This window comes from Pseudomonas sp. NPDC090592, assembly GCF_044769185.1.
In the GTDB taxonomy this organism is placed as follows: Bacteria; Pseudomonadota; Gammaproteobacteria; order Pseudomonadales; family Pseudomonadaceae; genus Aquipseudomonas.
Genome location: NZ_JBIVXJ010000014.1, coordinates 1 through 23,315, shown reverse-complemented (window position 1 = coordinate 23,315; position 23,315 = coordinate 1). Strand labels below are relative to the sequence as shown.

At 63.6% G+C, this 23,315-nt stretch carries 21 protein-coding genes; 10 read left to right on the top strand and 11 right to left on the bottom strand.

The features are described 5' to 3' along the window. Window positions 1–145: 145 nt before the first annotated feature. From ACIQUI_RS14470 to ACIQUI_RS14435, 8 genes are read right to left on the bottom strand one after another with little or no spacing between them, the layout of a single operon-like run. Complete coding sequence (locus ACIQUI_RS14470) at window positions 146–1,147, bottom strand: septal ring lytic transglycosylase RlpA family protein (protein ID WP_403199603.1); 1,002 nt, start codon at window positions 1,145–1,147, stop codon at window positions 146–148. Next, complete coding sequence (gene mltB / locus ACIQUI_RS14465; RefSeq protein WP_391129277.1) at window positions 1,147–2,157, bottom strand: lytic murein transglycosylase B; 1,011 nt, start codon at window positions 2,155–2,157, stop codon at window positions 1,147–1,149. Before mltB ends, ACIQUI_RS14470 begins: the two co-directional genes overlap by 1 nt. Window positions 2,158–2,174: 17 nt before the next feature. After that, window positions 2,175–3,278, bottom strand: coding sequence for a rod shape-determining protein RodA (gene rodA, locus ACIQUI_RS14460; protein ID WP_284353465.1), 1,104 nt, complete (start codon window positions 3,276–3,278; stop codon window positions 2,175–2,177). A 38-nt stretch (window positions 3,279–3,316) separates the two neighbouring features. Next, window positions 3,317–5,206, bottom strand: coding sequence for a penicillin-binding protein 2 (gene mrdA, locus ACIQUI_RS14455; protein ID WP_403199599.1), 1,890 nt, complete (start codon window positions 5,204–5,206; stop codon window positions 3,317–3,319). Window positions 5,207–5,222: 16 nt separating this feature from the next. Then, window positions 5,223–5,690 (bottom strand): 23S rRNA (pseudouridine(1915)-N(3))-methyltransferase RlmH, encoded by a 468-nt coding sequence (gene rlmH / locus ACIQUI_RS14450; protein ID WP_003249722.1) that lies wholly within the window; start codon window positions 5,688–5,690, stop codon window positions 5,223–5,225. Between the two features lie 10 nt (window positions 5,691–5,700). Further along, window positions 5,701–6,120 (bottom strand): ribosome silencing factor, encoded by a 420-nt coding sequence (rsfS, locus tag ACIQUI_RS14445; protein WP_403199597.1) that lies wholly within the window; start codon window positions 6,118–6,120, stop codon window positions 5,701–5,703. Window positions 6,121–6,163: 43 nt separating this feature from the next. Next, on the bottom strand, window positions 6,164–6,823 hold the full coding sequence (gene nadD, locus ACIQUI_RS14440; RefSeq protein ID WP_391129285.1) for a nicotinate-nucleotide adenylyltransferase: 660 nt from the start codon (window positions 6,821–6,823) through the stop codon (window positions 6,164–6,166). Between the two features lies 1 nt (window position 6,824). Beyond that, window positions 6,825–8,096, bottom strand: coding sequence for a glutamate-5-semialdehyde dehydrogenase (locus ACIQUI_RS14435; RefSeq protein WP_403199594.1), 1,272 nt, complete (start codon window positions 8,094–8,096; stop codon window positions 6,825–6,827). A gap of 516 nt (window positions 8,097–8,612) precedes the next feature. Between ACIQUI_RS14435 and ACIQUI_RS14430 the strand changes: the two genes are divergently transcribed. Together ACIQUI_RS14430 and ACIQUI_RS14425 are read left to right on the top strand one after the other, a co-directional pair. Next, complete coding sequence (locus ACIQUI_RS14430) at window positions 8,613–9,281, top strand: DNA-3-methyladenine glycosylase (RefSeq protein WP_403199592.1); 669 nt, start codon at window positions 8,613–8,615, stop codon at window positions 9,279–9,281. Between the two features lie 2 nt (window positions 9,282–9,283). Beyond that, window positions 9,284–10,600: a bifunctional DedA family/phosphatase PAP2 family protein gene (locus tag ACIQUI_RS14425; protein WP_403199590.1), complete on the top strand. Its 1,317-nt coding sequence runs from the start codon at window positions 9,284–9,286 to the stop codon at window positions 10,598–10,600. Window positions 10,601–10,728: 128 nt separating this feature from the next. Here ACIQUI_RS14425 and ACIQUI_RS14420 read toward each other — a convergent pair whose 3' ends face one another. Genes ACIQUI_RS14420 through ACIQUI_RS14410 form a run of 3 tightly spaced genes read right to left on the bottom strand, consistent with a single transcriptional unit; the run spans window position 10,729 to window position 12,404 of the window. Beyond that, window positions 10,729–11,319: an LON peptidase substrate-binding domain-containing protein gene (locus tag ACIQUI_RS14420; RefSeq protein WP_403199588.1), complete on the bottom strand. Its 591-nt coding sequence runs from the start codon at window positions 11,317–11,319 to the stop codon at window positions 10,729–10,731. A gap of 9 nt (window positions 11,320–11,328) precedes the next feature. After that, the gene (locus ACIQUI_RS14415) at window positions 11,329–12,045 is read right to left on the bottom strand and encodes an LrgB family protein (protein ID WP_403199585.1); all 717 of its coding nucleotides are present in this window, start codon (window positions 12,043–12,045) and stop codon (window positions 11,329–11,331) included. Continuing rightward, the gene (locus ACIQUI_RS14410) at window positions 12,042–12,404 is read right to left on the bottom strand and encodes a CidA/LrgA family protein (protein WP_391129301.1); all 363 of its coding nucleotides are present in this window, start codon (window positions 12,402–12,404) and stop codon (window positions 12,042–12,044) included. Before ACIQUI_RS14410 ends, ACIQUI_RS14415 begins: the two co-directional genes overlap by 4 nt. Before the next feature lie 143 nt (window positions 12,405–12,547). Between ACIQUI_RS14410 and ACIQUI_RS14405 the strand changes: the two genes are divergently transcribed. The 8 genes from ACIQUI_RS14405 (at window position 12,548) to ACIQUI_RS14370 (ending at window position 23,124) form a co-directional block, all read left to right on the top strand. Then, window positions 12,548–13,003, top strand: a complete 456-nt coding sequence (locus ACIQUI_RS14405) for a MaoC family dehydratase (RefSeq protein WP_019099790.1) — start codon at window positions 12,548–12,550, stop codon at window positions 13,001–13,003. A 203-nt stretch (window positions 13,004–13,206) separates the two neighbouring features. Further along, complete coding sequence (gene prmA, locus ACIQUI_RS14400; RefSeq protein WP_403199581.1) at window positions 13,207–14,085, top strand: 50S ribosomal protein L11 methyltransferase; 879 nt, start codon at window positions 13,207–13,209, stop codon at window positions 14,083–14,085. A gap of 42 nt (window positions 14,086–14,127) precedes the next feature. Next, on the top strand, window positions 14,128–15,486 hold the full coding sequence (locus tag ACIQUI_RS14395; RefSeq protein ID WP_403199579.1) for a DUF3426 domain-containing protein: 1,359 nt from the start codon (window positions 14,128–14,130) through the stop codon (window positions 15,484–15,486). A gap of 254 nt (window positions 15,487–15,740) precedes the next feature. Then, window positions 15,741–16,754, top strand: coding sequence for a tRNA dihydrouridine synthase DusB (gene dusB, locus ACIQUI_RS14390; RefSeq protein WP_403199576.1), 1,014 nt, complete (start codon window positions 15,741–15,743; stop codon window positions 16,752–16,754). After that, entirely contained in the window at window positions 16,751–17,071 is a 321-nt protein-coding gene (gene fis / locus ACIQUI_RS14385; RefSeq protein WP_019099786.1) for a DNA-binding transcriptional regulator Fis, read from the top strand. Before dusB ends, fis begins: the two co-directional genes overlap by 4 nt. A gap of 82 nt (window positions 17,072–17,153) precedes the next feature. Continuing rightward, window positions 17,154–18,761 carry a bifunctional phosphoribosylaminoimidazolecarboxamide formyltransferase/IMP cyclohydrolase gene (gene purH, locus ACIQUI_RS14380; protein WP_403199573.1) on the top strand — a complete coding sequence of 536 codons (1,608 nt, stop codon included), beginning with the start codon at window positions 17,154–17,156 and terminating at the stop codon, window positions 18,759–18,761. Between the two features lie 145 nt (window positions 18,762–18,906). Next, window positions 18,907–20,202 (top strand): phosphoribosylamine--glycine ligase, encoded by a 1,296-nt coding sequence (gene purD / locus ACIQUI_RS14375; protein ID WP_403199571.1) that lies wholly within the window; start codon window positions 18,907–18,909, stop codon window positions 20,200–20,202. A 150-nt stretch (window positions 20,203–20,352) separates the two neighbouring features. Then, window positions 20,353–23,124, top strand: coding sequence for a response regulator (locus tag ACIQUI_RS14370; protein ID WP_403199568.1), 2,772 nt, complete (start codon window positions 20,353–20,355; stop codon window positions 23,122–23,124). Window positions 23,125–23,315 lie beyond the last annotated feature (191 nt).

The following is a 23,315-nucleotide window of genomic DNA, read 5'->3' as shown; positions in this document are numbered from 1 at the left end:
CGACCTCACCCCGGGGGGGGGGGGGGGGGGTGTGGGGGGGGGGGGGGGGGCGCCGGCCCCCCCCCCCCCCCCCCCCCCCCCCCCCCCCCCCCGGCCCCCCCCCCCCGGGGGGGGGGGGGCCGCCCCCGCGAAGAAGGCGACGCGGTCAGTCAGCTGTGACCAGCTTGGCCTGCCCCAAGTTCGCCAGGCGGATACTGTCTTGTGCTTGCTGGATCTCGCCCTGGCTGCCAATTGGCCCCAGGCGCACGCGGTGCAAGGTCTGCTGGTTGCGCACGATCGAGCTGATGAACACCGGCGCACTGACCATGGTGCTGAGCTTGGAGCGCAGCAGTTCAGCGGCGTCGGGGTTGGCGAAGGCGCCTACCTGCAGGAAGCTGCCGCCGCTGCCCGCGGGCACGTTGTTGCCGCCTACCTGCACAGGCACGACCGGTGCCGCATGCTGCTGTGCCGGTGGGGTCCACTGCTCGACACGCCCGGTATTCGCCGCAATTGCCTGGGTCTGGGCCACCTGCGGCTCTTTCAGCACCATCGGTGGTGTCTGGCCACGCTGGGCCCACCACTGCTGCGGGTCGATGCCCTCGACACGCACATGCGCAGTACCGATCTCGGCATAGCCAAGCTTTTTCGCCGCCGCGTAGGACAGGTCGATGATACGGTCGGAATAGAACGGGCCACGGTCGTTCACCCGCAGGATCACGCTACGGCCGTTGGCCAGGTTGGTCACCCGCACATAGGCGGGCAGCGGCAGGGTCTTGTGCGCCGCACTCATGCCGTACAGGTCATACAGCTCGCCGTTGGCGGTGTTCTGCCCATGGAACTTGGTTCCATACCACGACGCGGTACCCTCGGCGCGGTAATTGCGCGAGTCCTGCATCGGGTAGTAGGTCTTGCCCAGCACCGTGTACGGGTTGGCCTTGTAGTTGCCAGTGTGCACGGTCGGCGTGGCGTCGGGGATCTTGTTCACATCCACGTCCCACCACGGCGCGCCATCCTTGTGCGCCCGGTTGATGTCCAGGCCCGGCTGGCTGCGCACCACGTTGCCACTGCTTTGCTGGGTCGGGCGACTGGAAGAACAGCTGGCCAGCACCACGCCAACGGCGAGGCAGGTGAGCAACTTGAACGAATTGGCAGAGATGATTGCGCGCATTACTTGACGCCCCGTACTTGAACCAGCTGTTCCGCAAGCTGATGCACCGCCATGGCATACATCACGCTGCGGTTGTAGCGAGTGATCGCGTAGAAGTTCTTAAGGCCCATCCAGTACTCAGGGCCACTGTCGCCCTCAAGGCGGAAGGCGGTAACCGGCAGATCATCGCGCAGCGAATCATGAACCGACCAACCGAGCGCGCGCAACTCCCCGACGGTTTTCACCGGCTCGATACCGGTGGTCAGGCCTTCGTCGGCACGTGCGCCCTCCACCCAGGCGCGGCTGACCACGCCGCCACCGGCCACCCAGCCATGGCGCTTGAAGTAGCTGGCGACACTGCCAATGGCATCGTCCGGGTTGTTCCAGATATTGATGTGGCCGTCGCCGTCGAAGTCCACCGCAAAGTTGCGAAAGCTGCTCGGCATGAACTGCGGCAGGCCCATGGCGCCGGCGTAGGAGCCCTTGAGCGTCAGCGGGTCGAGCTGTTCGTCACGGGCCAGCAGCAGGAACTCTCTCAGCTCCTTGCGGAAGAATTCGGCCCGCGGCGGGTAATCGAAGCCCAGGGTCGACAGCGCGTCGATCACCCGATAGTTGCCAGTGTTGCGGCCAAAGAAGGTTTCCACGCCGATGATGGCGACAATGTACTGCGCCGGCACGCCGTATTCCTGCTCTGCACGCGCCAGTACCGCTTCGTGCTGGCGCCAGAAGTCCACACCACGGGCGATACGCGCATCGGTGAGGAACATCGGCCGGTAGTCCTTCCACGGCTTGACCCGTTCGGCGGGGCGCGAAATGGCGTCGAGGATTGCCTGTTTGCGCTGTACTTCAGCAAACACGCCCATCAGTTGCTCAGGGGCAAAACCGTAGTCGCGGCTCATTTCGCCGACAAACCGGGCCACCTGCGGCGAGCCCTGGTAATCGCCGGCATGGGCCAGCTGTACAGCGCCGAACAGGCCCACCGCACCGATCCACGGCGCACAACGGGCAGCCCAGTTACGCACTGCTTGCATGAAATTCTTCACCTTATTCAAACTTGCGCGATCCATTTGCGGTGCGTGTGGATCGACATCAGAACGCCAAACGCTGACAGCAGCGTCACCAACGATGTTCCGCCATAGCTGATAAAAGGCAGCGGCACGCCCACCACGGGCAGAAGGCCGCTGACCATCCCGATATTGACGAACACGTATACAAAGAAGGTCATGGTCAGGCTGCCCGCGAGCAGCTTGCCGAACAGGGTCTGCGCCTGGGCGGTGATCATCAGGCCACGGCCGATCAGCAGCAGGTAGACGATCAGCAGCAGGCAGATACCGACCAGGCCGAACTCTTCACCCAGCACGGCGATGATGAAGTCGGTGTGGCTCTCTGGCAGAAAGTCCAGGTGCGACTGGGTGCCGAGCAGCCAGCCCTTGCCGAATACCCCGCCCGAGCCGATGGCCGCCTTGGACTGGATGATGTTCCAGCCCGTGCCCAGCGGGTCGCTTTCCGGGTCGAGGAAGGTCAGCACTCGCTGCTTCTGGTAGTCGTGCATCACGAAGAACCACATCGCCACCGCCACCGGCACTGCCGCGGCCAGCACGCTGAGGATCCAGCGCCAGCGCAGGCCACCCATGAACAGCACGAAAGCACCGGAGGCCAGGATCAGCAGCGCGGTGCCCAGGTCGGGCTGACGAACGATAAGAATGAACGGCACGCCGATCAACACCAGGCTTATTGCCACGTGTTTCAGGTGCGGCGGCAGGGTGCGCTTGGACAGGTACCAGGCGATGGTCGCCGGCATGATGATCTTCATGAATTCCGAGGGCTGGAAGCGGATCACCCCGGGGATGTTGATCCAGCGCGTAGCGCCCATGGCGTTGTGGCCCATCACGTCCACCACCACCAGCAACAGCACCCCCGTAAGGTAGGCCAGCGGCACCCAACGGGCCATGAAGCGAGGTTCCAGCTGGGCGATGACGAACATCGACACCAGACCGATGCCGAACGAAGTGGCCTGCTTGAGCAGCAAGTCCCAGTTCTTGCCACTGGCCGAATACAGCACGAACAGGCTGCCGGCCGCGAGGGTCAGCAGAATGACCAGCAGGGGGCCGTCGATATGGATGCGCTGCAAAAAGCTGGCGCGCCGACGCATCACATCCTCGCTGGAGAGCATGCGATCGAAATTGTTCATCACAGGGCCGATTCCTGGGTAACGGTGGCAGGCGCGAACTCGGATTTGAGCCGGCCATTTTCGTCGAGCAGCCAGGCGTCCATGATCTGGCGGACCACGGGCGCGGCGACACCGGAGCCGGACTCACCGTTCTCGACCATCACCGAGACCACGATCTTAGGGTCGTCGGCCGGGGCAAAGGCGACGAACAGCGCGTGGTCGCGGTGGCGCTCCTGAAGTTTGTTGCGGTCGTACTTCTCGCCCTGCTTGATCGCCACCACCTGGGCGGTGCCGCTCTTGCCGGCAATGCGGTACTGGGCACCGGCAGCGGCCTTGCGTGCGGTACCGCGGGCGCCGTGCATCACCTGCTCCATGCCATGGGTGACCTTGGCCCAGTCGGACTTGTCACGCAGCACGATGTTTTCCATCGGGTTGTCGTCCACCGGTGCCTGGCCTTCGATGGTCTTGGCCAGGTGCGGGCGGTTCCACACGCCTTTGTTGGCGATCAGCGCAGTGGCCTGGGCCAGCTGCAGCGGTGTGGCCTGCATGTAGCCCTGGCCGATGCCGAGAATCAGGGTTTCACCGGGGAACCAGGCTTGGCGGCGAGTGGCACGCTTCCACTCACGCGACGGCATCAACCCGGCAGATTCCTCGAACATGTCGAGGGAAACCCGCTGGCCGATGCCGAACTTGTTCATGTAGCTGGACAGCCGATCGATACCCATCTTGTGCGCAAGGTCGTAGAAATAGGTGTCGTTGGACCGCATGATCGCGGTATCCAGGTCAACCCAGCCATCGCCGGTGCGGTTCCAGTTACGGTACTTGTGGTCGTAGTTGGGCAGTTGGTAATAGCCCGGATCGAATACCCGGCTGCCTGCATTGACCACGCCACTGTCCAGGCCGGCGATGGCTACCGCGGGCTTGATGGTCGAGCCAGGTGGGTACAGGCCACGCAGCACGCGGTTGAACAGTGGCCGGTCGATCGAATCACGCAGTTCGGCATAAGCCTTGAAGCTGATGCCGGTGACGAACAGGTTGGGGTCGAAGCTTGGCTGGCTGACCATCGCCAGTACCTCGCCGGTACGCGGGTCGAGTGCCACCACCGCACCACGCCGGCCACCCAGGGCGGCCTCGGCGGCTTCCTGCAGCTTGATGTCCAGGCTCAGCACAATGTCCTTGCCCGGTTTCGGGTCGGTGCGCTTGAGCACCCGCAGCACACGCCCTCGGGCGTTGGTCTCGACTTCCTCGTAGCCAACCTGGCCATGCAGGGCGTCTTCGTAGAAGCGCTCGATACCGGTCTTGCCTATGTGGTGGGTGCCACTGTAGTTCACCGGGTCGAGCGTTTTCAGCTCTTTCTCGTTGATGCGCCCCACATAGCCCACCGAATGGGCAAAATGCGCCCCCTGCGGGTAATGCCGCACCAGCTGGGCCACCACCTCTACACCTGGCAGGCGGAACTGGTTTACCGCCACCCGGGCGATCTGCTCTTCGTTAAGCTCGAACAGGATCGGCACCGGTTCGAACGGCCGGCGCCCCTGGCGCATGCGCTTCTCGAACAGGGCGCGGTCCTCGGGCGTCAGCTCCAGCACTTCGACGATAGTGTCCAGCACTTCCTGCCAGTTACCCGCACGTTCACGGGTCATCGACAGGCTGAAGCTGGGCCGGTTGTCGGCCACGATCACGCCGTTGCGGTCGAAGATCAGCCCGCGCGTTGGCGGAATCGGCTGCACGTGCACCCGGTTGTTTTCCGACAACGTCGAGTGATAGTCGTACTGGATGATCTGCAGGTAGTACAGCCGCGCAATCAGCACGCAAATAAGCAGCATGATCGCCACTGCGCCGACCACGACGCGGTTGCGCACCAGGCGGGCGTCTTTCTCGTGGTCCTTGAGACGGATCGGCTGCGACATCGGACTGCTTACAGGCTCATTTGTGGTAAGGGTGCCCGGACAACACGGTCCAGGCGCGGTAGATCTGCTCGCCGATGAGTATCCTTACCAACGGGTGCGGCAAGGTCAGCGGCGACAGCGACCAGCGTTGCTCGGCGCGCGCGCAAACCTCAGGCGCCAGGCCTTCCGGGCCGCCCACCATCAAATTCACCGTGCGCGCATCCAGGCGCCAGCGGTCCAGCTCGGTCGCCAGTTGCTCGGTACTCCAGGGCTTGCCATGGACCTCGAGGGTGACAATGCGTTCCCCAGGCTGAACCTTGCTTAGCATGGCCTCGCCCTCCTGACGGATCAGGCGGGCGACATCGGCATTCTTGCCACGGGTGTTCAGCGGGATTTCCACCAGCTCCAGCGACAGCTCGGCGGGCAGGCGCTTGGCATATTCATGCCAGCCTTCCTCCACCCACTTCGGCATGCGCGAGCCGACCGCGATCAGGCGCAAACGCACGGCGCTGTCCTTATTCGCGGTCTTTGAGCTTGTCGGAGTACTCGTGGGCGTGGTCCGGGCTGTGGTGCTTGCCATCGGCGGCACGGCTCTGCTCGGCACCCTGCCACAGGCGCTCCAGGTCGTAGAACTGGCGGGCAGCGGCGGTCATCATGTGGACGATGACGTCGTTCAGGTCCAGCAGCACCCAATCGCTGTCGCCCTTGCCTTCTTCACCCAGTGGCTGGGCGCCCTTGTTCTTCACCGCCTCGCGGACCTTTTCCAGCATCGCGTTGATCTGGCGGTTGGAGGTACCGGTGGCAATGATCATGTAGTCGGTCAGGCTGTGCTTCTCGCGCACGTCGATGACCTGGATATCCTGGGCCTTGACGTCTTCCAGCGCTGCCTTGGTCAGGGCGACCAGTTCTTCGCCGTAAATTTTCTGCTTGGTCATATAAAACTCGTTCAACTCGTTGGATGAGGCGCCAAAGGCACCGTCAGTTAGGCGCACGATACAGTTCGTGCGCCTCGATGTAGGCCAGTACGGCGTCCGGCACCAGGAACCTCACCGATTTGCCGCTGGCCAGCAGCTGTCGGATCTGTGTAGCCGACACCGCAAGCGGCGTCTGCCAGACGAACGAAATATTTCCCGCCGGGCCGGACATGGCGGCGGGATCGCTCTCCGAGCGCGCAGCCAGCAGGTTGCGCAGCTCGTCAGGGGGTTCTACGTCGGCATCCGGGCGTTGCAGCACCAGGATGTGACAGTGTTGCAGCAGTTCTTCCCAGCGGTGCCAGGTAGGCAGGCCACAGAAGGCATCCCAGCCCAGCACCAGGAACAGCTGGTCGTTGCCGGCCAGCTCGGCGCGGATCGATTCCAGCGTGTCGATGGTGTACGACGGCTTGTCACGCGCCAGTTCGCGGGCATCGACGCTCAGGCAGGCAACACCCTGCACTGCTTCGCGAACCATGGCCAAGCGATGCTCGGCGGCTACCTGCGGGGTGTCGCGATGCGGCGGTCGAGCGTTGGGCAACAGACGCAGCTCGTCCAGCCCCATGAACTCGGCCACTTCCAGCGCGCTGCGCAGGTGGCCGATGTGCACGGGGTCGAAAGTGCCGCCAAGAATGCCGATACGCCGGACTGCCTGGGCCTTGCTCAACTCAGCAGGACCCCTGGCCGCGCAGCTGGCCGTCGCCGATCACTACGTACTTTTCGCAGGTCAGGCCTTCCAGGCCGACCGGGCCGCGGGCATGCAGCTTGTCGGTGGAAATGCCGATTTCCGCACCCAGCCCATACTCGAAGCCGTCGGCGAAGCAGGTCGGGGTGTTGAGCATGACCGACGCCGAATCGACCTCGGCCATGAACTGGCGGGCTTCACCCTGGTGCTCGCTGATGATCGAGTCGGTGTGATGCGAACCGTAGTGGTTGATGTGCTCGATGGCCTGGTCCAGGCCTTCGACGACGCGGATCGACAGGATCGCGTCCAGGTATTCGGTGTGCCAGTCGTCTTCAGTGGCCGGCTTGGCGTCGATGACTGCCCGGGTGCGCTCGCAGCCACGCAGCTCCACGCCCTTTTCCTGGAAGCGACGGGCCATTTCCGGCAGGAAGCGCTCGGCCACCTGCTGGTCGACCAGCAGTGTTTCCATGGCGCCACAGATGCCGTAGCGGTAGGTCTTGGCGTTGAAGGCCACGTTCCAGGCCTTGTCCAGGTCGGCATGCTGGCTGACATAGATATGGCAGATGCCGTCCAGATGCTTGATCACCGGCACACGGGCATCGCGGCTGATGCGCTCGATCAGCCCACGGCCGCCGCGGGGCACAATGACGTCGACAAATTGCGGCATGCTGATCAGCGCGCCCACGGCTTCGCGATCGGTGGTTTCGACCACTTGCACCACGGCTGCCGGCAGGCCGGCAGCGGCCAGGCCACGCTGGATGCAGGTGGCGATGGCGCGGTTGGAGTGGATGGCCTCGGAGCCGCCACGCAGGATGGTCGCGTTGCCCGACTTCAGGCACAGGCTGGCGGCATCGATGGTCACGTTCGGGCGCGACTCGTAGATGATCCCGATCACCCCCAGCGGCGCGCGCATCTTGCCTACCTGAATGCCCGATGGGCGGTAGCTCATGTCGCGGATGGCACCGACCGGGTCCGGCAGGCCGGCCACCTGACGCAGGCCGGTGATCATGCCGTCGATGCGTGCAGGGGTCAGCGCCAGGCGGTCGAGCAGCGCAGGCTCCAGCCCGTTGGCGCGGCCGGCGGCCAGGTCCAGCTCGTTGGCAGCCGTCAGCTCGGCACGGGCAGCGTCCAACGCATCGGCAGCGGCTTGCAGGGCGCGGTTCTTCTGCGCGGTGCTGGCACGGCCGATCACCCGGGAAGCCTCACGGGCAGCGCGACCCAAGCGGGTCATGTAGTCAAGAACGGACTCAGTCATGGGTTCGGTGTCTTGGCGAAGGGGAAATCGGCTGATTATAACTGCCGCGCAGGTATACGCCCAGCGGCGGGAGGCGGATGGTAGAAAATGGTTGTTCGGCTTTAGCCTTTCGCCTGTGAGATCGAGCGCCGCCCGCGCGGCGCTTCGCGGGGCAAGCCCGCTCCCACATTTGTTGCAACGTGCCAAACCTGTCAGGCCATGGTTGCCAGCTTGGTGGGGCTGGTCGCACTTTTGAGTTGGCGCTAATGCCGCCCCACATGTCTCAAGCCTTACACCAAGGCTGGCAACGCCTCTCCCACAGACAGGGCCACGTTGCAACAAATGTGGGAGCGGGCTTGCCCCGCGAAGCGCCGCGCGGGCGGCGCTCGATCTCAAAGGCGCCGATTATCCCAAGGCCGAACACCCCGCCGCCCCACCAATGAAACATACAGATACCATTCAATCGCAACCCAGCTTCAGCCTCGATTAAGCCATTCATTGCTATCATCCCCGCCTCCCCAGCCGCGAACCGCCCGCATGCCTGCCCTGCCCGACAGCTTTTTCGACCGCGACGCCCAGACCCTGGCCAAGGCACTGCTGGGCAAGGTCATCCGCCATCGCCACGGCGACCTGTGGCTGGCCGCGCGCATCATCGAGACCGAGGCCTACTACCTCACCGACAAAGGCAGCCATGCCTCGCTCGGCTACACCGAAAAACGCAAGGCGCTGTTCCTCGACGGCGGGCACATCTACATGTACTACGCGCGCGGCGGCGACTCGCTGAACTTCAGCGCCCACGGGCCGGGCAACGCAGTGCTGATCAAGTCCGCCTATCCTTGGCAGGATGCCCTTTCTGGCCCCAACAGCCTGGCGCAGATGCAACTGAACAACCCCGACGCCAGCGGCAAACTGCGCCCGGATGAGCGCCTGTGCGCCGGCCAGACCCTGCTGTGCCGCGCCCTGGGCCTGAAAGTGCCGCACTGGGACGCCCAGCGTTTCGACACCGAGCGACTGTACGTGGAAGATTGCGGCAACAGCGTGCCACGCGTGATCCAGGCCGCGCGGCTGGGCATCCCGCACGGGCGCGACGAGCACCTGCCCTACCGCTTCGTCGACGCCGAGTACGCCCGGTTCTGCACACGGAACCCGTTACGTCGCGGCCAAGTCGAAGGCCGTGATTTCTTCATTCTCGAACAAGGAAGCTGAACATGGGCCAATGGCTCGACGGCCTGACCGGCTGGCTCAGCGCCAACCCGCAGTGGCTTGGCCTGGCGATTTTCCTGATAGCCTGCATCGAATGCCTGGCTATCGCCGGCATCATCGTGCCGGGCACCGTGCTGCTGTTCGCGGTCGCGGTGCTGGCCGGCAGCGGCGCCTTCACCCTGGGCGAAACCTTGCTGCTGGGCTTTCTTGGCGGCCTGCTGGGCGATGCGTTGTCGTACACGGTGGGCAAGTACTTCCACCAGAACATCCGGCGCCTGCCGCTAATACGCCACCACCCAGAATGGATCAGCAGCGCCGAGACCTACTTCCAGCGCTACGGCATTGCCAGCCTGCTGGTAGGCCGCTTCATCGGCCCGCTACGGCCGATGCTGCCCATGGTCGCCGGCATGTTCGACATGCCCCTGCCGCGCTTCATCGCCGTAAGCCTGGTGGCGGGCGCCGGCTGGTCGGTAGCCTACCTGCTGCCCGGCTGGGCCACCGGGGCGGCCATGCGCCTGCCACTACCGGAAGGCTTCTGGCTGGACGCCGGCATCATCGCCGGCACATTGGCAGCCATCATCGGGCTGAGCCTGAACAGCAGCATTCGCGATCAGCGCCACGGCACCCGGTTGGTCGCGGGCCTGAGTTTTCTCGCATTGGCCGGGATTTTCCTGGGTTGGCCCTACCTGCACGAGTTCGACCAGGGCGTGATGACGCTGGTGCAGGAACACCGCAGCCAAGCCATTGATGGCACCGTGGTGCTGGTCACTCGCCTGGGCGACTTCAAGACCCAGTTCTTCCTCGGTGGCCTGCTGACGGGCTTGCTGCTGCTCGCCCGGCAGTGGCGCCATGCCCTGTTCGCCGGTGGCGCACTGATAGGTACGGCACTGGCCAATGGCACCCTGAAATGGCTGTTTGCCCGCGCCAGGCCTGAAGTACTGACTGACCCGCTGACCAGCTACAGCATGCCCAGCGGGCACAGTTCGGCGTCGTTCGCGTTCTTTCTGGTATTGGCGGTGCTGGCGGGGCGTGGCCAGCCGCCGCGCATGCGCCTGACATGGATCATGCTGGGCTGTATTCCGGCGCTGGCGATTGCGCTGTCGCGGGTGTACCTGGGGGCACACTGGCCGACCGACATCCTTGCCGGGGCCCTGCTGGCATGCTGCGTGTGTGCGCTTAGCCTGACGCTGGTGCAGCATCGCCAGACACTACCGGCGTTGCCGCAGCGTGTCTGGTGGCTGGTATTGCCGGCGTGCATCGCGCTACTGGCATTCTTCGCCATGCATGCGTTGCCGCAGGCTTTGTTGCGCTATCAGTATTGATGTCGTCTGTCATGGCCTCTTCGCGGGCAAGCCCGCTCCCACAGGTACTGCACAGATTTTGAATCCTGTGGGTTACCTGTGGGAGCGGGCTTGCCCGCGAAGAGGCCATGACAAGTGACAAAGAACCATCAGGCAAACAACTCGCCCTGAATCCGCTCCAGCAGCTTCTGGATCTCGCCCAGCCGCTGCTGCGGCGAGTCAAGGGTCAACAGGTCCAGCTTGTCCTCTTCCATGAACGGCAACAGGTAAGCCAGCTGGTTGGCCAGCGCCTGGCGCCCGCCCACCGGGCGTGGCATGTCCAGTGCCTCGACCATGGGGTGTTCGCCCAGGGCCACCAGCAACGCCAACAAGTCATCATCTGCCTCAAGCAGCGGGCTGTCCGCCTGCTCCGGCAACCATTGCACCTGCCCCACCAGCAACTGGTCCTTCTGCACCTCGGTGCTGTCCAGGTTGAAGCGCCGCACACCTTCGACGCGAATGCCCAGCAAGCCATTATCCTGCTGCACAAAGTCGCGGATCACCGCTTCACAGCCGATCGAGGCGACCATCGGTGGCGCCTTGCCAACCTGTTCGCCCTCCAAGATGCAGACCACCCCAAAGCCTTCGCCCTGCTTCATGCAGCGCCCGATCATGTCCAGATAACGCGCCTCGAAAATCTGCAAATCGAGAAAGCAGCCCGGGAACAGCACGGTATTGAGCGGAAACAGCGGTAGTGTCATCACAACTCCTCAAGCCACCAGGCTGACCGCCAACGGCAGGAACACTGCCGTGGCTACCCCCATCAAGCTCATCGCCAGCGCGGCAAAAGCGCCGCATTCATCACCTTCCTGCAAGGCGACCGAAGTACCCACCGCATGCGCTGTCACCCCCAACGACATGCCACGGGCCTCAGGGCTGTGCACGCCAAAACGGCTCAGCAGCGCCGGGCCGAAGATCGCACCAATCACCCCGGTGATCAGCACGAACACTGCCGCCAGGGCCGCCACACCACCAATCTGCTCTGCCACCAGCATTGCGATCGGCGAGGTCACCGACTTGGGTGCCATGGTCATCAGGATCATGTGTTCGGCACCAAACCACCAGCCCAGCAGCACGCAGCAGAGCGTGGCGAACAGGCCTCCGACTACCATCGTAGTAAATGTGGGCCAGAAAAGCTGGCGGATACGCCGCAGGTTGAGGTAGAGCGGTACGGCCAAGGCTACGGTGGCCGGCCCCAGCAGAATGTTCATGATCTCGGTGCTCTTGCGGTATTCGCTGTATTCGATGCCACACAGCAGTAACACGCCAATTACCAGCAACATCGACACCAATACCGGCTGCAGGAAGATCCAGCGGGTCTTCTCGTAGGCAGCCAGCACCACTTGGTAAGCGCCCAGCGTAATGCCGATGCCGAACAACGGATGGTGCACGACCGCGTCGAGCGCGCCTTGCCAGTCGAGCATCATGGTTGCTCCTCGCGCTTGCCCTGGCGATGGATGAGCTTCTGCATCAGCACACCGACAAACACCAGCGTCAGCAAGCAGGAAATCAGCAAGGCACCGACGATTGCCCAGAAGTCGGCGGCGATGTCCTTGGCATACACCATTACCCCTACCGCTGGCGGCACCAGCAATAGCGGCAGGTAGCGCAACAGGCTGCTGGCGGCTTCATTGAGTGGCTTGCCGACTTCACCGCGCGCCATGAGGAAGCACAACAGCAGCACCAGGCCGATGATCGGCCCCGGCAGAAACGGCACCAACAAGTGATTGATCGCCGTACCCAGCAGCTGGAACAGCACCAGCCAGGTCAAACCACGCAACAGCATAAGCATCTCCCTCGGGCATGGCCGCCATTATAAGCACGCACGGCAATAGATCGATATTCGCCGAAAAGCGCACAACTTGACTGAAACGGTTCGCCGTGCTGATCTAGTACTTTCGTACCAACTGACAACCTGGAGAGTCAGCGATGCCCTATGTACCGGTTACAGAGCTTTCGCAATACGTTGGTAAGGAACTGGGCCGCTCTGCCTGGCTGAAGATCGACCAGCAGCGCATCAACCTGTTTGCCGAGGCGACCGGCGATTTCCAGTTTATTCATGTCGACCCTGAAAAAGCGGCAAAAACCCCGTTTGGCGGCACGATTGCCCACGGTTTCCTGACATTGTCACTGATCCCCAAATTGATCGAGGACATCCTGGTCCTGCCGCAAGGGCTGAAGATGGTGGTGAACTATGGCCTGGACAGCGTGCGGTTCATCCAGCCGGTCAAGGTCGACAGCCAGGTGCGGTTGAAGGTGGAACTGGCCGAGGTGACGGAGAAAAAGCCGGGGCAGTGGCTGCTCAAGGCAATTGCCACCCTGGAAATTGAAGGCGAAGAGAAGCCGGCTTATATAGCTGAGTCGCTCTCGCTCTGTTTTGTCTGATACACCACAACCCCTGTGGGAGCGGGCATGCCCGCGAAGCAAGCGCCGCGGTGAATGGCACGGGCTTCGCCCGTGTTCGCGGGCGCGCCCGCTCCCACAGGGTTCATACCTACCCTTCTCTACAAACCCCACGTACTCGCGTAAACTGCCAGCCTTCGCGCAGCCTAGGGCTGCCCTCTGTCGATTTACCAAAGGTGCCCGCCATGCCCTGGCTGCAAGTACGCCTGGCCATCAGCCCGAAACAAGCCGAAACCTACGAAGATGCCCTGCTCGAAGTAGGTGCCGTCTCGGTCACGTTCATGGACGCCGAAGATCAACCGATCTTCGAACCAGACCTCAACACCACCCCGCTGTGGTCGCACACCCATCTGCTGGCGCTGTTCGAGGCCGATGCCGAACCTGAGCAGGTGTTCTCCCACCTGCGCCTGCTGACCGGCGCCGAACTGCCCGAGCACCAGGCCGAAGTGATCGAGGACCAGGACTGGGAACGCAGCTGGATGGACAACTTCCAGCCGATGCGTTTCGGCCAGCGTCTGTGGATCGTGCCAAGCTGGCATGACGCCCCGGAAAAGGACGCCGTCAACCTGCTGCTCGACCCGGGCCTTGCCTTCGGCACTGGCACCCACCCCACCACCGCGTTGTGCCTGGAGTGGCTCGACGGCCAGCAAATGGAAGGCACCCAGGTGCTGGACTTCGGCTGCGGCTCGGGCATCCTGGCCATCGCTGCGCTGCTGCTGGGCGCACGTGAAGCGGTCGGTACCGACATCGACGTGCAGGCCATCGAGGCTTCGCGTGACAATGCCCAGCGCAACGGCATCGCCGATGAAAAGCTGGCGCTGTACCTGCCCGAGCACATGCCGGCGATGCAGGCCGATGTGCTGGTCGCCAATATCCTGGCCGGCCCACTGGTCTCGCTGGCGCCGCAGTTGTCCGGCCTGGTCCGCCCAGGTGGCCTGCTGGCACTGTCGGGCATCCTTGCCGAGCAGGGCGAGGAAGTGGCAGCCGCCTACGCCGCCGACTTCGAGCTGGACCCGATCGTCGTCCGCGATGGCTGGGTGCGCATCAGTGGTCGCCGCCGCTAAGCGGGCCTAGAATATTTCTCTGCACAGCTCCCGGATCGCCGCATGACCGACAGTTTCGTCACCCAGTGCCCGCATTGCCAGACCAGCTTTCGCGTCACCCACCACCAGTTGAGCGTGGCCCGCGGCGTGGTGCGCTGCGGCCATTGCCTGCAGGTGTTCAATGCCGCCAGGCAACTGCTGGAACAAAGCCGTGCCAGCGCACCTGAGGTGCCGGTACCGGCGCCCGTGCCAGCGGCACCTGCCGAGCCGGTAACCGAGCCGTCGATCGTGCCCGAACCTGCCAGCCGCGAGCGCAGCATCTCGCCTGACGAAGACTGGGCCCTGACGGCCCAGGCGCTGGACGCACTGGACCTCGACCAGGAACTGGCGCGCCTGGAGCAGCGCGGCCAGCCGGTACCGGCACGCCCCGCCAACCAGGATGACGGGCTGCAGGCGCGGCGTGACGAGCTGCACCCGGACGAGCATGCGGACGACTTGTTCGGCAACGCCACCGACGAGCCCTTCGAGCCGCAAACCCCAGCAGAGCCCGCCCCGGTACTGCTGGAGCCACAGCCCCTGGAGCTGGACCTCGAGCCAGAGCCCGGCGAGCGCACCGAGCCGACCCTGGGCAGCAGCCTTGACCTGGACATCGATGACGAGCCGCCCGCACACCGTGTGCTCGAAATCGATGAGCAGCCTGCTTTCAACGAGCCATTGCGCGCCAGCGATGACGAAATCCCGGAACAAGGCCTGAGCGCCCGCGACGATGAGCCCTTGGCCTTGCACCTGTCGGCACGCGACGACGACGCTGTCGAGCCCTTGCCCGGTGAGCGCCTGGAACCGGGCCTGGCCAGCAAGCCCGAGCGACCGGCGCGCAAGGAGCCGCTGGTCGACGTGGTCGACGACCCGCTGCAACTGGGCTGGGAAAAACCCGCACCCAACTGGGGCAAGCGCCTGCTATGGGGTTTTCTGACCCTGCTGGCCGCTGGCCTGCTGCTGTTCCAGTATGTGTGGTTCCATTTTGACGAGATGGCCCGCCAGGACCAGTACCGGCCAATCTTCCAGCAAATCTGCCCGATGGTCGGCTGCGAGGTGCCAACCCGCGTTGATATCGCACGGATCAAGAGCAGCAACCTGGTGGTGCGCAGCCACCCGGACTTCAAGGGCGCCCTGATCGTCGATGCGATCATCTACAACCGTGCACCCTTCGCCCAACCGTTCCCGCTGCTGGAGCTACGCTTTGCCGACCTCAATGGCCAACTGATCGCCAGCCGGCGCTTCAAGCCCAGCGAGTACCTGTCCGGCGAGTTGGCCGGGCATGGTGACATGCCCAGCCAGACGCCGATCCATATCGCCCTGGACATCCTCGACCCGGGGCCAAAGGCCGTGAACTACAGCCTGAGCTTCCGTTCGCCAGAGTAAACGCAACACCCTGTGGGAGCGGGCAAGCCCGCGAACACGGGCAAAGCCCGTGCCATCCACTGCGGCGCCTGCTTCGCGGGCACGCCCGCTCCCACAGGGTCCGCGCCATGCCCGGATCCTTGCTCATACCAAATGTCATAAGCCGACAACTGTTCAGATTTTATCCAAATCCATCTTTATCCGGTCACCGAGAGCGGGTATCATGCCAACCCTTTTTCGAACTCCAAGATTCGGCCCCACAACAGGGATCACCTATGTCGGCGGTACGCATCGGCCAATACACACTACGTAACAACCTGATCCTCGCGCCCATGGCCGGGGTCACGGACCAGCCTTTCCGTACACTTTGCCAGCGCCTGGGCGCGGGCATGGTGGTGTCGGAAATGGTCAGCAGCGACATGAGCCTGTGGAACAGCCGCAAGTCCAGCCTGCGCCGCATCCATGAAGGTGATCCCGAGCCACGCTCGGTACAGATCGCCGGTGGTGATGCGCAGATGATGGCAGCGGCGGCAAAGGCCAACGTCGAAGCGGGCGCCCAGATCATCGACATCAACATGGGCTGCCCGGCAAAAAAAGTCTGCAACAAAGCTGCAGGCTCTGCTTTATTGAGAGATGAAGCCTTGGTCAGCGAAATCCTCCACGCCGTAGTCGGCGCCGTGGACGTACCGGTGACCCTGAAGATCCGCACCGGTTGGGACCGGGCGAACAAGAACGGCCTGAACGTGGCGAAAATCGCTGAACAGGCTGGTATCCAGGCGCTGGCGGTGCATGGCCGCACACGCGCCGACCTGTACACAGGCGAAGCCGAATACGACACCATCGCTGCCATCAAGCAGGCGGTGTCGATTCCGGTTTTTGCCAACGGCGATATCACTTCGCCAGAAAAGGCCCGGGCGGTGCTGGATGCCACCGGGGTCGATGGCCTGCTGATCGGCCGGGCTGCCCAAGGGCGGCCATGGATCTTTCGCGAGGTCGAGCATTACCTGCGCACTGGTGAACACCTGCCAGCGCCGCAACTGGATGAAGTGGAACGCATCCTGCTGGAGCACCTGGCCGCGTTGCATGCCTTCTATGGCGATGTGATGGGCGTACGTATCGCCCGCAAGCACGTTGGCTGGTACCTGGCAACACGACCCGGCGGCAAGGAGTTTCGCTCCCGGTTCAACGCTTTGGAAGAAACACAAGCGCAGTGCGCCAACGTTCGCGCGTTTTTCAGTGAACGTCGACAGAGCCTTGAGACAGAGGACGGACAAGGGGTGGCCGCATGACGATGATGACCGAGACATTTGTGAGTGGAACAACGCCCGTGAGCGACAACGCCAACCTGAAACAGCACCTCAACACGCCGAGCGAAGAGGGCCAGACCCTTCGCGACAGCGTCGAGAAGGCGCTGCACAACTACTTCGCCCACCTGGAAGGCGCGACCGTCACGGACGTGTACAACCTGGTGCTCTCCGAAGTCGAGGCGCCCCTGCTCGAATGCGTGATGAACTACGTGAAGGGCAACCAGACCAAGGCCAGCGAGATGCTCGGACTTAACCGAGGTACCCTGCGCAAGAAGCTCAAGCAGTACGACTTGCTGTAAGCCAGAATCCCAACCAGAAAAGGCGGCTCCCCTGAACAGAGGCGCCTTTTTTGCTGACTCCACCGCGTTATTGGAACCCGAAATGACCGACCAGACTACCCGCCTGCCAGTCCGCCGCGCCCTGATCAGCGTCTCCGACAAGACCGGTATCCTCGAATTCGCCCGTGAGCTGCAGCAGCTCGGTGTCGAGATCCTGTCCACCGGCGGCACCTACAAGCTGCTCAAGGACAACGGCGTGAACGCGGTGGAAGTGGCCGACTACACCGGCTTCGCCGAAATGATGGATGGCCGGGTCAAGACCCTGCACCCGAAGATCCACGGTGGCATCCTCGGCCGTCGCGGCACCGACGACGCCATCATGAACGAGCACGGTATCAAGCCGATCGACCTGGTCGCGGTCAACCTGTACCCGTTCGAAGCCACCATTTCCAAGCCTGGCTGTGACCTGCCGACGGCCATCGAGAACATCGACATCGGCGGCCCGACCATGGTCCGTTCGGCTGCCAAAAACCACAAAGACGTGGCCATCGTGGTCAACGCCAGCGACTACGCCGGCATCGTCGAAGGCCTGAAGGCCGGTGGCCTGACCTACGCCCAGCGCTTCGACCTGATGCTCAAGGCGTTCGAGCACACCGCGGCCTACGACGGCATGATCGCCAATTACATGGGCACCATCGACCAGGCCAAGGACACCCTGAGCACCGAAGCGCGCAGCGAATTCCCGCGCACCTTCAACAGCCAGTTCGTCAAGGCCCAGGAAATGCGCTACGGCGAGAACCCGCACCAGAGCGCGGCGTTCTACGTAGAAGCCAAGAAAGGCGAAGCCAGCATTTCCACCGCCGTGCAGCTGCAGGGCAAGGAACTGTCGTTCAACAACGTGGCCGACACCGACGCCGCGCTGGAATGCGTGAAGAGCTTCGTCAAGCCGGCCTGCGTCATCGTCAAGCACGCCAACCCATGCGGCGTGGCGGTAGTGCCTGAAGAAGAAGGCGGCATCCGCAAGGCCTACGACCTGGCCTACGCCACCGACACCGAGTCGGCATTCGGCGGCATCATTGCCTTCAACCGCGAACTGGACGGCGAAACCGCCAAGGCCATCGTCGATCGCCAGTTCGTCGAAGTGATCATCGCCCCGAAAATTTCCCAGGCTGCACGCGACGTGGTGGCTGCCAAGCAGAACGTTCGCCTGCTGGAATGCGGCGAGTGGCCTGCCGAGCGCGCAGCCGGTTGGGACTTCAAGCGCGTCAACGGTGGCCTGCTGGTGCAAAGCCGCGATATCGGCATGATCACCGCCGATGACCTGAAAATCGTCACCAAGCGTGCCCCGACCGAACAGGAAATCCACGACCTGGTGTTTGCCTGGAAAGTGGCCAAGTTCGTCAAGTCCAACGCCATCGTCTACGCCAAGCAGCGCCAGACCATCGGCGTCGGCGCCGGCCAGATGAGCCGCGTCAACTCCGCCCGTATTGCTGCAATCAAGGCCGAGCATGCTGGCCTGCAGGTGCAGGGCGCGGTCATGGCGTCGGATGCGTTCTTCCCGTTCCGTGATGGCATCGACAATGCGGCTAAAGTGGGTATCAGCGCCGTGATCCAGCCGGGTGGTTCGATGCGTGATGCTGAAGTCATTGCCGCTGCCGACGAAGCCGGCATCGCGATGGTCTTCACCGGTATGCGCCACTTCCGCCACTAATTACGCGGATCCCTGGCAAGCGGAGATCCTGTGGGAGCGGGCGCGCCCGCGAATACGATGGTGCATGCACCGCCGCATTCGCGGGCACGCCCGCTCCCACAGTGTTCGGCGCAAGCCCGAGGATCACCTGAATCGAGGTTTTGACATGAAAGTTTTGATCATCGGCAGCGGCGGCCGTGAGCACGCCCTGGCCTGGAAAGTTGCCCAGGACCCACGCGTCGAGAAAGTCTTCGTTGCCCCGGGCAACGCCGGCACCGCCATTGAAGCCAAGTGCGAGAACGTCGCCATTGACGTCTGCGCCCTGGACCAACTGGCCGACTTCGCCGAGAAGAACGTCGACCTGACCATCGTCGGCCCGGAAGCGCCACTGGTCATCGGTGTGGTCGACCTGTTCCGCAGCCGCGGCCTGGACTGCTTCGGCCCAACCAAGGGCGCGGCCCAGCTGGAAGGTTCCAAGGCCTTCACCAAGGACTTCCTGGCGCGCCACAAGATCCCGACCGCCGACTACCAGAACTTCACCGAGATCGAGCCTGCACTTGCCTACCTGCAAGAGAAAGGCGCACCCATCGTGATCAAGGCCGACGGCCTGGCTGCGGGCAAAGGCGTGATCGTCGCCATGACCCTCGAAGAAGCCGAAGCCGCGGTACGTGACATGCTGGCTGGCAACGCCTTCGGCGAAGCAGGCTCGCGCGTGGTGATCGAAGAGTTCCTCGACGGCGAGGAAGCCAGCTTCATCGTCATGGTCGACGGCCACAACGTGCTGCCCATGGCCACCAGCCAGGACCACAAGCGCGTTGGCAACCAGGACACCGGCCCGAACACGGGCGGCATGGGTGCCTACTCCCCTGCCCCGGTGGTCACCGCCGACGTTCACCAGCGCGTGATGGACCAGGTTATCTGGCCGACCGTGCGCGGCATGGCCGAGGAAGGCAACGTCTACACCGGCTTCCTTTACGCTGGCCTGATGATCGACAAGGCGGGCAACCCCAAGGTCATCGAGTTCAACTGCCGCTTCGGCGACCCGGAAACCCAACCGGTCATGCTGCGCCTGGAATCGAGCCTGGTGCTGCTGATCGAAGCCGCCTTCGCCAAGGCGCTGGACAAGGTCGAAGCCCAATGGGACCCGCGCCCAAGCCTGGGCGTAGTACTGGCGGCTGGCGGATACCCGGGCGACTACGCCAAGGGCGACGCCATCAACGGCCTGGACGCTGCTGCCAAGATCGAAGGCAAGGTATTCCATGCCGGTACTTCGCTCAAGGACGGCCAGGTGGTTACCAACGGCGGGCGCGTGCTGTGCGCCACTGCCATGGGCAGCACCGTTGCCGATGCACAGCAGCAGGCTTACCGCCTGGCCAAGGAAGTGAGCTGGAACGGCAGCTTCTACCGTACCGACATCGGCTACCGGGCCATCGCCCGTGAGCGCGGTGAGCACCAGCAGTAAGTTGTACCGGAGCGCCGTGCTGCCCGGGGCGGTCAAACGCCCGGCGCATCGGTTCCGGCTCGTCGACAAGGCCCGGCATGGGCCTTGCCTTCGACTTGGCGCGCCGCGCATAGTTAACACCCGGCACATCGGCTAAGAAGGGATCTCGTAGTGCGTCGGCTTCGGATTGCCTCAGCTCTGATCGTCAGCTTGCTGACCTTGCTCTGCCTGTTCCCGGCTGCTGCCGAAACTGACGGAGGCTGGACCGTTCTGCTCGATGAACAGGCCAACCTGCAACTGAGCGATGTACGCTCCGAACGCTACCGTAACCAGTTCAGCCCGCTGGTACTTGCCGAGCTGGATGCTGCCCCACCAGAACAGGCCTTGTGGCTGCACTACCGCCTGGCACCAGGCGACCAGGAGCAACTGCTACGGGTATTTGCACCCGACCTCTCTGGCCTTGACCTCTACGCCCTCGAAGGCGACAAGCTTCTGCGTCAGCTGCACCACGGGCGCCTGGCCGGCAATGCCAGCCCGACCCTGCGGGGAAGCGACCATGTACTGCCCCTGCCCAACAGCCGGCAACCGCTGGATATCTACCTGCGCCTGGTCTCCGAACATCAGTTGCGCCCGGCCATCAGCCTGGAGCCCGCAGCCGTAGCCGCCTCGGACCAGAGCCAGCCGCTGCTGTTCGGCATGCTGTTCGGCGGGTTGGTGATGCTGATCCTGCATAACCTGATCCGCTTCCTCTACAGCCGCTCCACCACCACCCTGATCCTGGCGCTGTACCACGGCCTGATGCTGCTCAGCGGCCTGATTTTGCTGAACCTCACTGGCCCCTGGTGGCACCTGTGGCACAACGCGCAAACCCCGGCCGCCTATCTGACGCTGGTTCTGGCGGGCCTGGCCGGGCTGTATTTCACCCAGCACTTCTTCACCCCCTGCAACTCACCGCGGCTCAACCGCCTGCTGCAAGGTGAAATGCTGGTGGTCGGGGTCAGCGGCCTGGTGCTGCTGTTTGTCGATACCCTGCCCCTCAACCTGATGACCTACGCCCTGCTGGCCCTGGGCAGCGTCAGCATGCTGCTGGTCAGCAGCTACCACTGGTACCGGGGCTATGCACCCGGGCGCCTGTTCAGCCTGGCCATGGTGGTGTTCAACCTGGGCGGGTTGGTGCTGCTGCCGGCGCTGTTGGGCCTGACCCGCACGTCCACGCCTTGGCTGCTGTGCATCTTGCTGGGCCTGACCGTGGCCAGCGGCTTGCTGCTCAACCTGGCCGTCAGCGAACGCCTGCGGCGCATGAGCGAAGAGCGCTTCAGCGCCAGCCGCGCACTGGCCGCCAGCGATGCCGAAATCAACGCCAAGGCCGAGTTCCTGGCCAAGATCAGCCACGAAATCCGCACCCCCATGAACGGCGTGCTGGGCATGACCGAGCTGCTGCTGGGCACACCACTGTCGGTCAAGCAGCGTGACTACGTGCAGACCATCCACAGTGCCGGCAACGAACTGCTGACGTTGATCAACGAAATTCTCGACATTTCCAAACTGGAGTCCAGGCAGATCGAACTGGATGACGTGCAATTCGACCTCAACGCGCTGGTCGAGGACTGCCTGAACATCTTCCGCGCCAAGGCCGAGCAACAGAACATCGAGCTGATCAGCTTCACCCAGCCGCAGGTACCGCAGGTCATCAGCGGCGACCCGACGCGCCTGCGCCAGGCGCTGTCGAGCCTGCTGGAAAACGCCTTGAAAAATACCGACCAGGGCGAGATCCTGCTGGTCGTTGCGCTGGACCAACGCGGCGAAATACCGCGCCTGCGCATTGCCGTGCAGGACAGCGGCGAACCGTTGCCCGCCGCCGACCGCGAAGCCTTGCTACAGGCCGAACTGCACAGCCACCACTTCCTGTCCAGCAGCAAGCTGGGCGGGCACCTGGGCCTGGTCATCGCCAAACAGCTGATTGGCCTGATGCAGGGCGAGTTCGGTATCAAAAGCAGTACCGGCATGGGCAACACCTTGTGGCTGACCCTGCCGCTGGACCCGTCGCGCCTGGAACAGCCACCCGCCGACCTCGACAGCCCGCTGCGCGATGCCCGCGTGCTGGTGGTGGACGACAACGACACCTGCCGCAAGGTGCTGGTGCAACAGTGCAGCGCCTGGGGCATGAATGTGAGCGCGGTGCCGTCGGGCAAGGAGGCGCTGGCCCTGTTGCGCACCAAGGCGCACCTGCGCGACTACTTCGACGCCGTGCTGCTGGACCAGAACATGCCGGGCATGACCGGCATGCAGCTGGCTGCCAAGATCAAGGAAGACCCAAGCCTGAACCACGACATCCTGGTGGTGATGCTGACCGGTATCAGCAATGCCCCGAGCAAGGTCATCGCGCGCAACGCCGGGGTCAAGCGGATACTCGCCAAGCCGGTCGCCGGCTACACGCTGAAGACGACCCTGGCCGAGGAACTGGCCCAGCGCGGCCGCGAGCAGGCGGTGCCTGCCAGCTTGCCTGGCATCCCGCAGGCGCTGGACCTGCCAGGCGACTTCCGGGTGCTGGTGGCCGAGGACAACAGCATTTCGACCAAGGTGATCCGCGGGATGCTCGGCAAGCTCAACCTTGAGCCGGACACCGCCAGCAATGGCGAAGAGGCGCTACAGGCGATGAAAGCGCAGCGCTATGACCTGGTGTTGATGGATTGCGAGATGCCGATACTGGACGGCTTCTCAGCCACCCAGCAGTTGCGCGCCTGGGAAGCGGCCAACCAGCGCCAGCGCACCCCGGTGGTGGCATTGACTGCGCACATTCTGGCTGAGCACAAGGAACGCGCACGGCTGGCGGGCATGGACGGGCACATGGCCAAGCCAGTGGAGCTGTCGCAGTTGCGCGAGCTTATCCAGTACTGGGCCAACCAGCGCGAAGCCAAGGTGAACCCGGCGCATATTTCCTAGCGACAACCACTTCCCCTGTAGGAGCGGCCTTGTGTCGCGATGGGCTGCGCAGCAGCCCCAAGGTCTATGCTGAATCGGGGATCTGGGGCTGCTGCACAGCCCATCGCGACACAAGGCCGCTCCTATGTATGGACTCGCCCACACTGTCTAATTGCTTTTGAACATAGGAACCCGGTTGCATCTATGTATCA

Excerpts from the sequence above, each read along its gene's own strand:
- ACIQUI_RS14470 (WP_403199603.1), bottom strand. The coding sequence starts at position 1,147 with ATGCGCGCAATCATCTCTGCCAATTCGTTCAAGTTGCTCACCTGCCTC.
- mltB (WP_391129277.1), bottom strand. The coding sequence starts at position 2,157 with ATGCAAGCAGTGCGTAACTGGGCTGCCCGTTGTGCGCCGTGGATCGGT.
- rodA (WP_284353465.1), bottom strand. The coding sequence starts at position 3,278 with ATGCGTCGGCGCGCCAGCTTTTTGCAGCGCATCCATATCGACGGCCCC.
- mrdA (WP_403199599.1), bottom strand. The coding sequence starts at position 5,206 with ATGTCGCAGCCGATCCGTCTCAAGGACCACGAGAAAGACGCCCGCCTG.
- rsfS (WP_403199597.1), bottom strand. The coding sequence starts at position 6,120 with ATGACCAAGCAGAAAATTTACGGCGAAGAACTGGTCGCCCTGACCAAG.
- ACIQUI_RS14435 (WP_403199594.1), bottom strand. The coding sequence starts at position 8,096 with ATGACTGAGTCCGTTCTTGACTACATGACCCGCTTGGGTCGCGCTGCC.
- ACIQUI_RS14430 (WP_403199592.1), top strand. The coding sequence starts at position 8,613 with ATGCCTGCCCTGCCCGACAGCTTTTTCGACCGCGACGCCCAGACCCTG.
- ACIQUI_RS14425 (WP_403199590.1), top strand. The coding sequence starts at position 9,284 with ATGGGCCAATGGCTCGACGGCCTGACCGGCTGGCTCAGCGCCAACCCG.
- ACIQUI_RS14420 (WP_403199588.1), bottom strand. The coding sequence starts at position 11,319 with ATGACACTACCGCTGTTTCCGCTCAATACCGTGCTGTTCCCGGGCTGC.
- ACIQUI_RS14415 (WP_403199585.1), bottom strand. The coding sequence starts at position 12,045 with ATGATGCTCGACTGGCAAGGCGCGCTCGACGCGGTCGTGCACCATCCG.
- ACIQUI_RS14410 (WP_391129301.1), bottom strand. The coding sequence starts at position 12,404 with ATGCTGTTGCGTGGTTTGACCTGGCTGGTGCTGTTCCAGCTGCTGGGT.
- ACIQUI_RS14405 (WP_019099790.1), top strand. The coding sequence starts at position 12,548 with ATGCCCTATGTACCGGTTACAGAGCTTTCGCAATACGTTGGTAAGGAA.
- prmA (WP_403199581.1), top strand. The coding sequence starts at position 13,207 with ATGCCCTGGCTGCAAGTACGCCTGGCCATCAGCCCGAAACAAGCCGAA.
- ACIQUI_RS14395 (WP_403199579.1), top strand. The coding sequence starts at position 14,128 with ATGACCGACAGTTTCGTCACCCAGTGCCCGCATTGCCAGACCAGCTTT.
- dusB (WP_403199576.1), top strand. The coding sequence starts at position 15,741 with ATGTCGGCGGTACGCATCGGCCAATACACACTACGTAACAACCTGATC.
- fis (WP_019099786.1), top strand. The coding sequence starts at position 16,751 with ATGACGATGATGACCGAGACATTTGTGAGTGGAACAACGCCCGTGAGC.
- purH (WP_403199573.1), top strand. The coding sequence starts at position 17,154 with ATGACCGACCAGACTACCCGCCTGCCAGTCCGCCGCGCCCTGATCAGC.
- purD (WP_403199571.1), top strand. The coding sequence starts at position 18,907 with ATGAAAGTTTTGATCATCGGCAGCGGCGGCCGTGAGCACGCCCTGGCC.